The organism is Rheinheimera pleomorphica (assembly GCF_011634895.1).
Lineage (GTDB): Bacteria > Pseudomonadota > Gammaproteobacteria > Enterobacterales > Alteromonadaceae > Alishewanella > Alishewanella pleomorphica.
The window spans coordinates 1-15,517 of sequence record NZ_SIRR01000014.1 but is presented as its reverse complement, the minus strand read 5'-3'; the positions used below and the strand labels follow the sequence as shown (position 1 = coordinate 15,517).

The 15,517-nt window shown below is 48.8% G+C and carries 11 protein-coding genes and 1 tRNA gene; all 12 read left to right on the top strand.

Annotated features, from left to right (window positions below):
* Nucleotides 1-198: 198 nt before the first annotated feature.
* The 12 genes from EYB30_RS14875 to fusA all read left to right on the top strand — a co-directional run bounded on the left by EYB30_RS14875 (nt 199) and on the right by fusA (nt 15,394).
* Nucleotides 199-275: transfer RNA gene (locus EYB30_RS14875), tRNA-Trp, on the top strand.
* Nucleotides 276-348: 73 nt separating this feature from the next.
* On the top strand, nt 349-723 hold the full coding sequence (secE, locus tag EYB30_RS14870) for a preprotein translocase subunit SecE (RefSeq protein WP_166839704.1): 375 nt from the start codon (nt 349-351) through the stop codon (nt 721-723).
* A 15-nt stretch (nt 724-738) separates the two neighbouring features.
* A complete protein-coding gene (nusG, locus tag EYB30_RS14865) occupies nt 739-1,266 on the top strand; it encodes a transcription termination/antitermination protein NusG (RefSeq protein ID WP_008224569.1) in 528 nt (175 codons plus the stop codon).
* Nucleotides 1,267-1,387: 121 nt separating this feature from the next.
* The gene (gene rplK / locus EYB30_RS14860) at nt 1,388-1,816 is read left to right on the top strand and encodes a 50S ribosomal protein L11 (protein ID WP_027672427.1); all 429 of its coding nucleotides are present in this window, start codon (nt 1,388-1,390) and stop codon (nt 1,814-1,816) included.
* A 3-nt stretch (nt 1,817-1,819) separates the two neighbouring features.
* A complete protein-coding gene (rplA, locus tag EYB30_RS14855) occupies nt 1,820-2,521 on the top strand; it encodes a 50S ribosomal protein L1 (protein WP_166839703.1) in 702 nt (233 codons plus the stop codon).
* Between the two features lie 286 nt (nt 2,522-2,807).
* Entirely contained in the window at nt 2,808-3,302 is a 495-nt protein-coding gene (gene rplJ, locus EYB30_RS14850; protein ID WP_166839702.1) for a 50S ribosomal protein L10, read from the top strand.
* Between the two features lie 63 nt (nt 3,303-3,365).
* Nucleotides 3,366-3,731, top strand: coding sequence for a 50S ribosomal protein L7/L12 (gene rplL, locus EYB30_RS14845; protein ID WP_166839701.1), 366 nt, complete (start codon nt 3,366-3,368; stop codon nt 3,729-3,731).
* A gap of 175 nt (nt 3,732-3,906) precedes the next feature.
* Nucleotides 3,907-7,932, top strand: coding sequence for a DNA-directed RNA polymerase subunit beta (gene rpoB, locus EYB30_RS14840; RefSeq protein WP_166839700.1), 4,026 nt, complete (start codon nt 3,907-3,909; stop codon nt 7,930-7,932).
* A gap of 65 nt (nt 7,933-7,997) precedes the next feature.
* Nucleotides 7,998-12,179 (top strand): DNA-directed RNA polymerase subunit beta', encoded by a 4,182-nt coding sequence (rpoC, locus tag EYB30_RS14835; protein ID WP_166839699.1) that lies wholly within the window; start codon nt 7,998-8,000, stop codon nt 12,177-12,179.
* Nucleotides 12,180-12,329: 150 nt separating this feature from the next.
* Nucleotides 12,330-12,704 (top strand): 30S ribosomal protein S12, encoded by a 375-nt coding sequence (gene rpsL / locus EYB30_RS14830; RefSeq protein WP_019677787.1) that lies wholly within the window; start codon nt 12,330-12,332, stop codon nt 12,702-12,704.
* Between the two features lie 90 nt (nt 12,705-12,794).
* Nucleotides 12,795-13,265, top strand: a complete 471-nt coding sequence (rpsG, locus tag EYB30_RS14825; protein WP_027672433.1) for a 30S ribosomal protein S7 — start codon at nt 12,795-12,797, stop codon at nt 13,263-13,265.
* 26 nt (nt 13,266-13,291) lie between these two features.
* On the top strand, nt 13,292-15,394 hold the full coding sequence (gene fusA / locus EYB30_RS14820; protein ID WP_166839698.1) for an elongation factor G: 2,103 nt from the start codon (nt 13,292-13,294) through the stop codon (nt 15,392-15,394).
* The last annotated feature ends 123 nt before the right edge of the window (nt 15,395-15,517 follow it).

Here is a 15,517-nt window from a genome sequence, read left to right as displayed (position 1 = left end):
CGTACTGTAGGTGCTGGCGTAGTATCAAAAATCCTGGCTTAATAAGCTGAGATTGAAAAAGGCCCTGCGGGGCCTTTTTTGTCACTTAGTATCGTAAAAATGCTGCAATCAGATACGGTAAGCTTGTTTTAGCACATTAAGACAGTATAATGAGCGGCTATTTGCAAACCCGGCGGGACGTCAGGTTTACAACCTTGTAGGGGCATAGTTCCAATTGGTAGAACAGCGGTCTCCAAAACCGATGGTTGGGGGTTCGAATCCCTCTGCCCCTGCCAATATTTTTCGGTAAAGCACAGCTTTGCCGGTAGTGTGTTGCTATAAGCAAGTCAAGGTGAAGTGAGTCAAAGCATGAACGCAGCAAGTGAAACCCCGAAAAGCGGATTTGATCTAGTCAAGTGGTTGCTGGTCTTTGTTATTTTGTCACTGGCAGTAGTAGGTAACTACATTTATGAGCTCGGAGCTTTAGAGCGCGCTATTGCTATCGTGGTGCTGGTGATTATTGCCGGTGTGGTCGCGGGACAAACACAGAAAGGCAAAACCTTTATTAACTTCGCCAAAGAGTCGCGCACTGAAGTGCGTAAAGTGGTGTGGCCAACCCGGCAGGAAACTATGCAAACCACTTTAGTGGTGCTGGTTGCAACTGTCATCATGGGGTTAATCCTGTGGGGGCTGGATGCTATCTTATTGCGCGTAGTGTCATTTTTAACAGGATTGGGGATCTAAACCATGGCAGGAAAGATGCGTTGGTATGTGGTGCAGGCATTCTCAGGTTTCGAGCAACGTGTTGCGACCTCACTGCGTGAACATATCAAAATTCATCAAATGGAAGACAAGTTTGGTGAAGTGCTGGTACCTACCGAAGAAGTGATAGAAATGCGCGCCGGTCAAAAGCGTAAATCTGAGCGCAAGTTCTTCCCTGGTTATGTATTAGTACAAATGGAAATGTGTGAGGAAGCCTGGCACTTAGTGAAAAGTGTGCCGCGCGTTCTTGGTTTTATTGGTGGCACCTCAGACCGCCCGGCGCCGATTTCTGAGAAAGAGGCGATGACCATCCTGAACCGTTTACAGGATAACGTTGACAAGCCGAAGCCGAAGACGCTGTTTGAAGCCGGTGAAGTGGTACGCGTTACTGAAGGCCCATTCGCTGACTTTAACGGTGTGGTAGAAGAAGTTGACTACGAAAAGAGCCGCGTAAAAGTATCAGTGCTTATTTTCGGTCGCTCTACGCCGGTTGATCTGGAATTTGCTCAGGTCGAGAAAGCCTAAAGATAAAGATTGTAACCGGGCGCTGATTAAAATATAATCTGCGCCCTTTTTAGCATTGGGAAGCCGTTTGAGTAAGTGTCCTCGCACTTACGAGGCTAAGACCCAGAAACAGAGGTGAAACATGGCAAAGAAAGTCACTGCACTTATTAAATTGCAGGTTAAAGCCGGTATGGCTAACCCGTCGCCACCAGTAGGTCCGGCGCTGGGTCAACACGGTGTGAATATCATGGAATTCTGTAAAGGCTTTAACGCCCGTACAGAGAGTCTTGAGAAAGGCATGCCAATCCCAGTAGTAATTACTGTATATAGCGATCGCTCTTTCACGTTCGAAACCCGCACGCCTCCTGCTTCTTTCTTATTACTGAAAGCGGCTGGCTTAAAAGGTGGTTCAGGTCGTCCTAACACCCAGAAAGTGGGCAAAATCACAGCAGCTCAGGTTGACGAGATCGTTAAGATCAAACAGCCAGACTTAACTGCTGCTGATCATGCTGCTGCGGTGCGTACCATCGAAGGTACTGCCCGTTCAATGGGTTTAGTGGTGGAGGGCTAACAGATGGCTAAATTAACTAAGCGCGCAAAGTTAATCCGTTCTAAAGTGGATTCAACTCGTGAATACGACATCAACGAAGCTGTTGCTCTGTTAAAAGAATTAACTGCTGGCAAGTTCGTTGAGAGCGTTGACGTAGCGGTAAACCTGGGTATCGATGCCCGTAAATCTGACCAGAACGTACGTGGTGCAACTGTACTGCCGCACGGTACTGGCCGTACTGTTCGTGTTGCTGTGTTCACTCAGGGTGCAAACGCTGACGCTGCTAAAGCTGCCGGTGCCGACATCGTTGGTATGGAAGACTTAGCTGAACAGGTTAAGAAAGGCGTAATGGATTTTGACGTTGTTATCGCTTCGCCAGACGCTATGCGTGTGGTAGGTATGTTAGGTCAAATCTTAGGTCCACGTGGTTTAATGCCTAACCCGAAGACCGGTACTGTTACCCCTAACGTAGCAGAAGCCGTTAAGAACGCGAAAGCGGGTCAGGTGCGCTACCGCAACGACAAGAACGGTATCGTTCATTCAACTATCGGCAAAATCGATTTCGACGCTGATAAGCTGAAAGAAAACTTAGAAGCGCTGCTGGTTGCACTGAAACGTGCTAAGCCATCAGTAGCTAAAGGCGTTTACATCAAGAAAGTGACTATCTCTTCAACGCACGGTGCAGGTTTAGCCCTGAGCCAGGCGTCGCTGAGCGCAGTGGTTTAAGACGTAACGCTTTACAGAGTGCGCTGATTATTTTATAATCTCGCGCTCATTTTTTAGGGTAGAAGCCGTGCTTTTTATAAGCAACGGCTTCCGTCCAAGACCGTAGGTGTCGCAATTTTCTTTTGAAAAGCGTGACTTAAAACAACCAACCTACGCAGACGGTGCAGGCCCCAGAGAGAATTCTATTCATTCTGGTCTCACCGTAAATCGCGCGCTTTATGGCAACATAAGGCGATGTGTAGGCAAACGGGCAATCACGCCCGGATGAACCAGGAGTTAAGAGCCCATGGCTATTAAGCTTGAAGACAAAAAAGCACTTGTTGCTGAAGTCCAGGAAGCTGCCAAAGGTGCTTTATCTGCGGTAGTCGCAGACGCTCGTGGTGTCACTGTAGGCAAAATCACTGCGCTGCGTAAGCAAGCGCGTGAAGCCGGTGTATGGATGAAAGTGGTCCGTAATACCCTGGCTCGCCGTGCAGTTGAAGGCACCGAGTTTGAGTGTCTGAACGATGTATTCGTAGGCCCGACGTTAATTGCGTTCTCTAAAGAGCACCCAGGTGCTGCAGCGCGTATCTTCAAAGATTTCGCGAAAGAGAACAAAGACTTCGAGTTGAAAGGTGCAGCGTTTAATGGCGCCGCGGTAAACATTGAACTGTTAGCCTCGTTACCAACTTACGACGAAGCTATCGCACGTTTAATGAGCACCATGAAAGAGGCAGCAGCCGGCAAACTTGTACGTACAATTGCCGCGGTTCGCGACCAAAAACAAGAGCAAGCCGCGTAATAATACGTTTGGTTTGAAGCAGAGTTTAATCGGGACAAGTCCCCTAATTTAGGAATCTGAGCAATGTCAGTGACTAAAGATCAAATCTTAGATGCTATCGCAGCAATGTCTGTAATGGACGTAGTTGAGTTAGTAACTGCAATGGAAGAAAAGTTCGGTGTGTCTGCAGCTGCCGCTGTAGCAGTTGCTGCAGGTCCTGCTGCTGCTGTTGAAGAGCAAACTGAATTCAACGTAATCTTAGCTGGTGTTGGCGCGAACAAAGTTGCTGTTATCAAAGCAGTACGTGGCGCTACCGGTTTAGGCCTGAAAGAAGCGAAAGACCTGGTTGAATCAGCTCCGGCTGCAATCAAAGAAGGCGTTTCTAAAGCTGAAGCTGACGCTCTGAAGAAAGAACTTGAAGAAGCTGGTGCTTCTGTTGAAGTTAAATAATCCGGCTTATACCGGATTATTCGCCTGAAATTCAGGCTGGGCTGGTGATGAATTAATCACCGGCCTTTTTGCGCTGTGGGACAATGATTTCCCCACCCCTGTTGATACTATGGCTGGTATCAAACACAACCTGTGATGGGTTGTTGGGAAAAAAATCAGCAAGCTGAGGAACCCCATGACTTACTCTTATTCTGAGAAGAAACGTATCCGTAAGGACTTCGGCAAACGTCCGGAAGTATTGGATGTGCCATACCTGCTGTCGATCCAAATTGAATCGTTCAGCAAATTTATCGAGCCTGATCCGGAAGGAGATTACGGTTTAGAAGCCGCATTCCGCTCTGTATTCCCTATAAAAAGCTATTCAGGCAGTGCGGAATTGCAGTACGTCAGCTACCGCATCGGGGAACCCGTGTTTGACGTAAAAGAATGTCAAATCCGCGGCGTTACTTACTCAGCACCATTACGTGTGAAACTGCGCATGGTGTTATTCGATAAAGAAGCACCAGGCACCATCAAAGATATCCGTGAGCAGGAAGTTTATATGGGCGAAATCCCATTAATGACCGAAAACGGCACCTTCGTGATCAACGGTACTGAGCGCGTTATCGTCTCCCAGTTACACCGTAGTCCGGGCGTATTCTTTGATCACGACCGTGGTAAAACCCACTCTTCTGGCAAGGTGCTGTATAACGCCCGCGTTATTCCTTACCGTGGTTCATGGTTAGATTTCGAGTTCGATGCCAAAGATAACCTGTTTGTGCGTATTGACCGTCGCCGTAAATTACCGGCCACGATCCTGTTACGTGCGCTGGAATTCAGCACTGAAGACATTTTAAGCACTTTCTTTGAAAACACTAAGTTTGAAATCAAAGAAGGCAAGCTGTTAATGGAAGTGGTTGCTAACCGTTTACGCGGTGAGACAGCAGCTTTTGATATTAAAGACAACGATGGCGAAGTCATAGTAGAACAAGGCCGTCGTATTACTGCACGCCACGTGCGTCAGCTGGAAAAAACCGGCATGACCATGATGGAAGTACCACACGAATATGTGGTAGGCCGTGTGCTGGCGAAAAATTACGCTGACCGTTCAACCGGAGAGATTATTGCCGAGGCGAACGCAGAGCTCACATTGGAGCTGTTGGCAAAACTGGCTAAAGCCGGTTATGAAAGTTTTGAAACACTGTATATCAACGACTTGGATCAGGGCTCTTATGTTTCTGAAACCATTCGTATTGACCCAAGCAGCAACCGGATGGAAGCGCTGGTAGAAATTTATCGCATGATGCGCCCTGGTGAGCCACCAACGCGTGATGCGGCTGAAACCCTATTTGATAACCTGTTCTTCTCGGAAGACCGTTACGACTTGTCAACGGTTGGCCGGATGAAGTTTAACCGTCGTGTTGGCTTTGAAGAAGGCGTCGGTACCGGCGTACTGAGCAAAGAAGACATTCTGGCGGTAATGAAAGTCTTAATCGACATTCGTAACGGTAAAGGCGAAGTGGACGATATCGACCACTTAGGTAACCGCCGTATCCGTTCGGTTGGCGAAATGGCAGAGAATCAGTTCCGTGTTGGCTTAGTGCGTGTTGAACGTGCGGTAAAAGAGCGTCTGTCATTAGGTGACTTAGATGCGGTTATGCCACAGGATCTGATCAACGCCAAGCCAATTTCAGCGGCAGTAAAAGAGTTCTTCGGTTCAAGCCAACTGTCTCAGTTTATGGACCAGAACAACCCGTTGTCAGAAGTGACGCACAAGCGTCGTATTTCTGCTTTAGGCCCAGGCGGTTTAACCCGTGAGCGCGCCGGCTTTGAAGTACGTGACGTACACCCGACCCACTATGGTCGCGTTTGTCCAATCGAAACGCCTGAAGGTCCAAACATCGGTCTGATCAACTCGCTGTCGATGTTTGCTCAGACTAACGAGTACGGTTTCCTGGAAACGCCTTATCGTCGTATCGAAGATGGCGTGGTCACCGACGAAGTTGATTTCCTGTCAGCCATCGAGGAAGGCAACTTTGTTATCGCTCAGGCCAACGCTGAACTGAACGCCGAAAACCGTTTATCAGAAGAATTAGTGCCTTGTCGTTACAAGAATGAATTCACCCTGATGCCGGCCGACAAAGTACAGTATATGGACGTTGCACCACAGCAAATCGTATCGGTTGCTGCGGCGTTAATTCCGTTCCTGGAACACGATGATGCTAACCGGGCACTGATGGGCTCGAACATGCAACGTCAGGCCGTACCAACACTGCGCGCTGACAAGCCGCTAGTCGGTACCGGTATTGAGCGCGTAGTGGCGAAAGACTCAGGTGTAACTGTGGTTGCTAAACGTGGTGGTGTAATCGATTACGTTGACGCCAGCCGTATTGTGATCAAGGTAAATGAAGATGAAATGGTAGCCGGTGAAGCCGGTATCGACATCTACAACCTGACAAAATACACCCGTTCTAACCAGAACACCTGTATTAACCAGCGTCCCTGCGTTAACCATGGCGAGCCAATTGAACGTGGCGATGTACTGGCTGACGGCCCGTCTACCGACTTAGGTGAACTGGCTCTGGGTCAGAACTTACGCGTAGCGTTCATGCCGTGGAATGGTTACAACTTCGAAGACTCGATTTTGTTATCTGAGCGTCTGGTACAGGAAGATCGTTTAACCACTATTCACATTCAGGAATTAAGCTGTATCGCCCGCGATACCAAACTTGGCCCTGAAGAGATCACCGGCGACATTCCTAACGTTGGTGAGTCTGCGCTGTCCAAACTGGACGAAGCCGGTATCGTTTATATTGGCGCTGAAGTGAAAGGCGGCGACATTCTGGTTGGTAAGGTTACGCCTAAAGGCGAAAGCCAACTGACACCAGAAGAAAAACTGTTACGCGCTATCTTCGGTGAAAAAGCGTCTGATGTTAAAGATACCTCGCTGCGGGTACCAAACTCAGTAACAGGTACTGTTATTGACGTGCAGGTATTTACCCGTGACGGCGTTGAAAAAGACAAACGCGCGCGTGAAATCGAGGAAATGGAAGTCAAACAGGCGAAGAAAGACCTGAATGAAGAATTCCGTATCCTGGAAGCCGGCATTTTTGACCGTGCCCGTAACCTGCTGGAACAAAGCGGTGTTGACCGTGCCAAGCTGGATACGATGAAAGGCGATGCGCTGTTTAATCAAAGCTTAAGCGATGAAGACAAGCAGAATGATCTGGAGCAACTGGCGACTCAGTACGAAGAAATCCGTGTTGAGTACGACAAGAAGTTCGAAGCTAAGCGCCGTAAGATCATCCAGGGCGACGATTTAGCTCCGGGCGTACTGAAAATTGTTAAGGTGTATCTGGCAGTGAAACGCCGCATCCAGCCAGGTGACAAGATGGCGGGTCGTCACGGTAACAAGGGTGTTATCTCTACCATCGTTCCGGTAGAAGATATGCCATACGACGAGCACGGCAAGCCGGTTGATATCGTGCTGAACCCGCTGGGCGTACCGTCACGGATGAACATCGGTCAGATCTTAGAAACTCACTTAGGCTTAGCGGCCCGTGGTATCGGTGACAAGATCGATGCGATGATCAAAGACCAGAAAGAGACTGCGGAAATCCGTGAGTTCCTGACCAAGGTGTATGCGCTGGGTGAGTCGCGCCAGAACGTAGACGTTGAGAGCTTTACTGATGACGAAGTGCGCCGTTTAGCAGAAAACCTGCGTAAAGGTCTGCCGGTTGCAACGCCGGTATTCGACGGTGCTAAAGAAAGCGAAATCAAGCAATTGCTTGAGCTGGGTGACTTACCGTCAAGCGGTCAGATCACATTATATGATGGCCGTACCGGTAATACCTTCGAGCGTAAGGTTACCGTAGGTTACATGTACATGCTGAAACTGAACCACTTAGTCGACGATAAGATGCACGCGCGTTCTACCGGTTCTTACAGCTTAGTAACGCAACAACCGCTGGGTGGTAAAGCACAGTTCGGTGGTCAGCGTTTCGGTGAGATGGAAGTGTGGGCACTGGAAGCATACGGTGCAGCTTATACGCTGCAGGAAATGCTTACCGTTAAGTCGGATGACGTTAACGGCCGTACCAAGATGTATAAGAACATCGTGGATGGTGACCACAGAATGGAACCTGGCATGCCAGAATCTTTCAACGTATTGATGAAAGAGATCCGTTCGCTCGGTATTAACATCGAATTGGAAGAGGAATAAACCGACCTTGAGTTGGGGGGCAGGTAACTGCCCCATTCCGGTTTACCTCTTACAGGAGAGCTAAGGTGAAAGACTTATTAAAGTTTCTGAAACAACAAACTAAAACCGAAGAGTTTGATGTTATCCGTATCGGTTTATCTTCGCCGGACATGATCCGTTCATGGTCCTTTGGTGAAGTGAAAAAGCCAGAAACGATCAATTACCGTACCTTTAAACCAGAGCGCGACGGCCTGTTCTGTGCCCGTATCTTTGGCCCGGTAAAAGATTACGAGTGTTTGTGCGGTAAGTACAAACGCTTAAAGCACCGTGGTGTGATTTGTGAAAAATGTGGTGTTGAAGTCACATTAACTAAAGTACGCCGTGAGCGTATGGGCCACATCGAGCTTGCTAGCCCGACTGCCCACATCTGGTTCTTAAAGTCACTGCCAAGCCGTATCGGTTTGCTGTTGGATATGACACTGCGCGATATCGAGCGCGTGCTGTATTTCGAAAGCTATGTTGTGACAGAGCCTGGCATGACGTCGTTAGAACGTCGTCAGATGCTGACTGAAGAAGAATACTTAGACGTGCTGGAAGAGCATGGCGATGAGTTTGAAGCCAAAATGGGTGCCGAAGCAATTCTGGACATCTTAAAAGGCATTGATCTGGCAACTGAAATCAAGCAAATGCGTGAAGAGCTGCCAACCATCAACTCAGAGACCAAGCGTAAGAAAATCAGCAAGCGTCTGAAACTGATGGAAGCCTTCCACACTTCTGGCAATAAGCCAGAGTGGATGATTATGACAGTGCTGCCAGTACTGCCGCCGGATTTACGTCCGTTGGTACCACTGGACGGCGGTCGTTTCGCGACCTCAGATCTGAACGACTTATACCGTCGCGTCATTAACCGTAATAACCGTCTGAAGCGTCTGCTAGACCTGTCAGCACCGGATATTATCGTGCGCAACGAAAAGCGTATGTTACAGGAAGCAGTTGACGCCCTGTTAGATAACGGTCGTCGTGGCCGTGCTATTACCGGTTCTAACAAACGCCCGCTGAAATCTTTGGCCGATATGATCAAAGGTAAGCAGGGTCGCTTCCGTCAGAACCTGTTGGGTAAGCGCGTTGACTACTCAGGCCGTTCGGTTATTACCGTAGGTCCTACACTGCGTTTACACCAGTGTGGTCTGCCGAAGAAAATGGCACTGGAACTGTTTAAGCCGTTTATCTATGGCAAGCTGGAAACCCGTGGTTTAGCCACTACCATTAAAGCTGCTAAGAAAATGGTAGAGCGCGAAGAAGGGGCGGTATGGGACGTACTGGACGAAGTGATCCGTGAACATCCGGTATTACTGAACCGTGCACCAACACTGCACCGTCTGGGTATCCAGGCGTTTGAACCGGTACTGATTGAAGGTAAGGCGATACAACTGCACCCGTTGGTGTGTGCGGCTTATAACGCCGACTTCGACGGTGACCAAATGGCGGTACACGTACCGTTAACGTTGGAAGCCCAGTTAGAAGCCCGTGCGTTGATGATGTCAACTAACAACGTACTGTCACCTGCTAACGGCGAACCTATCATCGTTCCATCTCAGGACGTTGTATTAGGTTTGTACTATATGACGCGTGAAGCGGTAAACGCTAAAGGCGAAGGCATGTTGTTGAAAAGCGCCAAGGAAGCTGAAAAAGCCTTCCGCGCCGGTGTTGCCAGCCTGCATGCCAAAGTTAAGGTGCGTATTACTGAAGCAGAATTTGCCGAAGATGGCACACGTACTGAAACCACGGCCGTGCGTGATACTACAGTTGGCCGCGCTATTCTGTATTCTATCCTGCCAGAAGGTTTAGCCTTTGATTCAGTGAATCAGGCGATGGGTAAGAAGCAGATTTCTCGCTTACTGAATGGCGCTTACCGCCGTATCGGTCTGAAGAAGACCGTTATTCTGGCTGACCAGATCATGTACACCGGTTTCCACTACGCGATGTTATCAGGTGTGTCTGTAGGTATTAACGATATGGTTATCCCTGCAGCGAAAACTGACATCATCAACGCAGCAGAAGCTGAAGTTGCCGAGATCCAGGATCAGTTCCAACAGGGCTTGGTGACCGCCGGTGAGAAGTACAACAAAGTAATCGATATCTGGTCAACAGCTAACGAAGCCTTATCAAAAGCTATGATGGACAACCTGTCAAAAGAAGACGTGGTTGACCGTGACGGCAACACTGTACAACAGCAGTCTTTCAACTCTGTTTACATGATGGCCGACTCAGGTGCGCGGGGCTCACCAGCTCAGATCCGTCAGTTGGCAGCAATGCGTGGTCTGATGGCAAAACCAGATGGTTCTATCATCGAGACGCCAATCACGGCTAACTTCCGTGAAGGCTTAAGCGTATTACAGTACTTCATCTCAACCCACGGTGCGCGTAAAGGTCTTGCCGATACTGCACTTAAGACAGCAAACTCTGGTTACCTGACGCGTCGTCTGGTAGACGTTGCACAAGATTTAGTGGTCACTGAGCAGGACTGTGGTTCTGATCAGGGCATTATCATGAAGCCACTTATTGAAGGTGGTGACGTGGTTGAAGGTCTGCGTGAGCGCGTACTGGGCCGGGTAGTTATTGGTGATGTAGTGTCACCGACCACCGGCGAAGTATTAGTGGCTGATGGCACCATGTTGGACGAGCAGCTGTGTGACGCGTTAGAGCAAAACTCTATCGACGAAGTACACGTACGTTCAGTAATTACCTGTCAGACCGACTTTGGTGTTTGTGCCAAGTGTTACGGCCGTGACTTAGCGCGTGGTCACCTGATCAACGCCGGTGAAGCTGTTGGTGTTATTGCCGCACAGTCAATCGGTGAACCAGGTACCCAGCTGACGATGCGTACCTTCCACATCGGTGGTGCGGCATCACGGGCTTCTGCAGAAAACAGCGTACAGGTTAAAACAGCCGGTACCTTAAAACTGCAAAATGCTAAGTTCGTGCGTAACGCGGATAACAAGATTGTTATCACCTCACGTTCTGCTGAAGTTACCGTGTTTGACGAATTAGGTCGTGAGAAAGAGCGTTATAAGCTGCCGTACGGTTCAATCCTGACGACAGACGACAACGCGAAAATCACGGCTGGTCAAATCGTAGCGAACTGGGATCCGCATTCACACCCAATTATCGTTGAGCGCGGCGCCAAGGTTAATCACAGCGATGTTGACGATACCAACACTGAAGTACAGACCGACGAGTTAACCGGTTTAACCCGTACTGTAGTGAAAGATTTGGCTAAGGCGAATGCCAAAGAGCCAAAACTTATTCTGACGATGGACGACGGTGCGCTGCAGGAAATTCGTCTGCCAAGCTTCACCACTATCGAAGTGACTGATGGTGCAACGGTGAAAGCCGGTGAAGTATTAGCGCGTATTCCACAGGAAAGCTCGAAAACACGCGATATTACCGGTGGTCTGCCGCGCGTTGCGGACTTGTTCGAAGCGCGTAAGCCAAAAGATCCAGCCATTCTGGCGGAAATTTCTGGTGTGATCAGCTTCGGTAAAGAGACCAAAGGTAAACGTCGTCTGTTAATCACGCCAGATCAGGGTGATGTGCATGAAGAGATGATCCCGAAATGGCGTCAGGTTAATGTGTTCGAAGGCGAACGCATTGAGAAAGGCGAAGTTATCTCTGAAGGCCCTGAGTCAGCGCACGATATCCTGCGTTTACGTGGTATCCACCATGTGGCCAGTTACATTGTGAACGAAGTACAGGACGTTTACCGTCTGCAAGGCGTTAAGATTAACGATAAGCACATTGAAACGATTATCCGTCAGATGCTGCGTAAGTGCTTAATCACTAACCCTGGCGACAGTGAGTTCTTAGAAGGTGAGCAGGCTGAAGTGGCACGCGTTAATATCGCCAACCGTGAACTGGAAGCTGCGGGCAAAATGCCGGCGCAGTATGAGCGTTCATTGTTAGGTATTACCAAGGCATCACTGTCGACTGACTCGTTCATTTCGGCTGCCTCGTTCCAGGAAACGACCCGCGTTCTGACTGAAGCCGCTGTTGGCGGTAAGATTGACGAACTGCGCGGTCTGAAAGAAAACGTTATTGTTGGCCGTTTGATCCCGGCAGGTACCGGTTTTGCGTATCACCAAAACCGTATCCGTCAGCGTCAACGTGGTGGCAATGCGGAAGTTGTTGAACCGGCAATGAGTTCAGAAATGGCGGAGCAGGCACTGTCTGACGCGCTGAATATGGATTTATCTGGCAACGACGAGTAAACAAGGTAACACAGCCGTTTACTGCTTAAATTAGCAGCAAACGGCATTGTTCCTTGACAGGTCAAAGCTTGACCATTAGAATTCCGCGACCCCAATTTTGGGGTGCGGAATTTTCACGTTTATTGGGTATATATTAACCAGGAGTATTTAATGGCAACAATCAACCAGCTAGTGCGTAAGCCGCGCAGCCAGAAGGTAGCCAAGAGCACCGTTCCGGCGCTTGAAGCTTGCCCGCAGAAGCGTGGTGTTTGTACCCGTGTATACACCACTACACCTAAGAAGCCTAACTCAGCATTACGTAAGGTATGCCGTGTTCGTTTAACTAACGGATTCGAAGTTTCTTCTTATATCGGTGGTGAAGGCCATAACCTGCAGGAACACAGTGTTGTTCTGATTCGCGGTGGCCGGGTAAAAGACCTGCCAGGTGTGCGTTACCACACCGTACGCGGCACTTTAGACTGTGCCGGCGTTAAAGATCGTAAACAAGCCCGTTCTAAGTACGGCGCAAAACGGCCTAAGAAATAACGGTACTCCGTTAGTAAGGCCAAACTAAACAACTTTTTTTCTTTAATGTATTAAAAGTTTTGGAATCACCTGAAGCAATCGGAGTTACGAATGCCAAGAAGACGCGTCATAGGTCAACGTAAAATTCTTCCAGATCCTAAGTTCGGAAGTGAATTACTTGCCAAGTTTGTAAACGTCGTTATGGTCGACGGTAAAAAATCTACAGCCGAATCAATTGTATACGGCGCATTAGAGTTAGCTGCTACTAAGTCTAAGAAAGAACATTTAGACATTTTTGAAGTGGCTCTGGACAACATTCGTCCTACAGTTGAAGTTAAATCACGCCGTGTTGGTGGTTCTACCTACCAGGTACCGTGTGAAGTACGTCCTGTTCGTCGTAATGCTCTGGCTATGCGTTGGTTAGTTGAGGCTGCCCGTAAACGTGGTGAAAAATCAATGGCTCAGCGTTTGGCTGGTGAAATGCTGGATGCCGTTGACAACAAAGGCTCTGCGGTTAAGAAGCGTGAAGACGTGCACCGTATGGCTGAAGCTAACAAAGCGTTCGCTCATTTCCGTTGGTAAGCAAGTCTTAACAAGAGGATTTTATTGTGGCACGTACAACCCCAATAGAACGCTACCGCAACATAGGTATCTGTGCGCACGTTGACGCCGGTAAAACGACGACTTCAGAGCGCATCTTGTTTTATACCGGCCGTTCTCACAAGATCGGTGAAGTGCATGACGGCGCTGCAACGATGGACTGGATGGAGCAGGAGCAGGAGCGTGGTATCACTATCACGTCTGCTGCGACGACTACCTTCTGGTCTGGTATGCAGCAGCAGTTTGAGCTGCACCGCATCAACCTGATCGATACCCCGGGCCACGTTGACTTCACGATTGAAGTTGAACGTTCGCTTAGGGTATTAGACGGCGCCGTGGTCGTTCTGTGTGGTTCATCTGGTGTACAACCGCAGACTGAAACTGTTTGGCGTCAGGCCAATAAGTATGAAGTGCCGCGGATGATCTTCGTCAATAAAATGGACCGCACCGGTGCCAACTTTTTGCGTGTGGTAAAGCAGGCGCAAACCCGTCTGAACAGCACCATAGTGCCTATTCAGTTACCTATCGGTGCTGAAGATGACTTCCGTGGGGTCGTTGACCTTATCAAGATGAAGTCTATCAATTGGAATATGGAAGATCAGGGTATGACGTTCACTTATGAAGACATTCCGGCAGAAATGCTTGATGAATGTAACGAGTGGCGGCAGAACATGATCGAAGCTGCAGCGGAAGCCAGTGAAGAATTAATGGAGCGCTACCTGGAAGGGGATGAGTTTACCGAAGAGGAAATTCGTCAGGCGCTGCGTGATTTAACACTGCGCAACGAAGTAGTGCTGGTGATGTGCGGTTCTGCCTTTAAGAATAAAGGCGTACAGGCGATGCTGGATAATGTGATTTATTTCCTGCCATCGCCAACAGAAGTTAAAGCGATTACCGGTATCAATGAAGACGAAACTGAAGGCGAGCGTCACTCCAGTGATGATGAGCCGTTTTCTGCACTGGCGTTTAAAATTGCTACCGATCCTTTCGTGGGAACCTTAACTTTCTTCCGGGTGTACTCTGGTGTGATCAACTCAGGTGACACCGTGTATAACCCGGTAAAAATGAAGAAAGAACGTATTGGCCGTATCGTACAGATGCACGCCAATACCCGCGAAGAGATTAAGGAAGTTCGCGCTGGTGATATCGCCGCGGGTATCGGTTTTAAAGACGTAACAACAGGTGACACTCTGTGTGATCCTAACCATATTATCACTCTGGAACGTATGGAGTTCCCAGAGCCGGTAATCTCTGTTGCGGTTGAACCGAAAACCAAGGCTGATCAGGAAAAGATGGGTATCGCGCTGGGTAAACTGGCTGCTGAAGACCCGTCTTTCCGTGTACACACTGACGAAGAAACCGGCCAGACCATTATTTCTGGTATGGGCGAGTTACACCTCGACATTATCGTTGACCGTATGCGGCGCGAATTCAAGGTAGAGGCCAATGTGGGTAAACCACAGGTGTCTTACCGCGAAACACTGCGTGCGGCGACCGAAGTTGAAGGTAAGTTTGTACGTCAGTCTGGTGGGCGCGGTCAGTTTGGTCACTGTTGGCTGAAAATTGAGCCACAGGAAGAAGGCGCCGGTTATGAGTTTGTGAATGCTGTTGTCGGCGGTGTTATTCCAAAAGAATATATACCTGCCATTGATAAAGGTGTTCAGGAACAAATGAAAAACGGCGTCCTTGCTGGCTACCCGGTAATTGACGTAAAAGTTACAGTGTTTGACGGTTCGTACCACGACGTTGACTCAAACGAAATGGCGTTTAAAATCGCTGCTTCTATGGGCTTCAAGAAAGGTGCACTGCAAGCCAAGCCGGTTATTCTTGAGCCAATCATGAAAGTTGAGGTGGTAACACCAGAAGACTTCATGGGTGATATTGTTGGTGACTTAAACCGTCGCCGCGGTATTATTAACGGCATGGAAGATGCGCCTGGTGGTATCAAAATCGTTGATGCGCACGTTCCGCTGTCTGAGATGTTTGGATATGCAACCAACATGCGTTCGTTAAGTCAGGGTCGCGCTTCATATTCAATGGAACCATTGAACTATGCAGAAGCTCCCAGCAACGTGACAGAAGCGATAATTGCTGCGCGTAAAGCATATTAATAACTTAGTTTGGCCTGTTTCGGCAGGCCGCAATTAAATAAAGAAGGGTCTATTCATGGCTAAGGCTAAATTTGAACGAGTAAAACCGCACGTAAACGTAGGCACCATCGGTCACGTTGACCA

Coding starts and splice junctions, on each gene's coding strand:
- secE (WP_166839704.1), top strand. CDS start 349: ATGAACGCAGCAAGTGAAACCCCGAAAAGCGGATTTGATCTAGTCAAG.
- nusG (WP_008224569.1), top strand. CDS start 739: ATGCGTTGGTATGTGGTGCAGGCATTCTCAGGTTTCGAGCAACGTGTT.
- rplK (WP_027672427.1), top strand. CDS start 1,388: ATGGCAAAGAAAGTCACTGCACTTATTAAATTGCAGGTTAAAGCCGGT.
- rplA (WP_166839703.1), top strand. CDS start 1,820: ATGGCTAAATTAACTAAGCGCGCAAAGTTAATCCGTTCTAAAGTGGAT.
- rplJ (WP_166839702.1), top strand. CDS start 2,808: ATGGCTATTAAGCTTGAAGACAAAAAAGCACTTGTTGCTGAAGTCCAG.
- rplL (WP_166839701.1), top strand. CDS start 3,366: ATGTCAGTGACTAAAGATCAAATCTTAGATGCTATCGCAGCAATGTCT.
- rpoB (WP_166839700.1), top strand. CDS start 3,907: ATGACTTACTCTTATTCTGAGAAGAAACGTATCCGTAAGGACTTCGGC.
- rpsL (WP_019677787.1), top strand. CDS start 12,330: ATGGCAACAATCAACCAGCTAGTGCGTAAGCCGCGCAGCCAGAAGGTA.
- rpsG (WP_027672433.1), top strand. CDS start 12,795: ATGCCAAGAAGACGCGTCATAGGTCAACGTAAAATTCTTCCAGATCCT.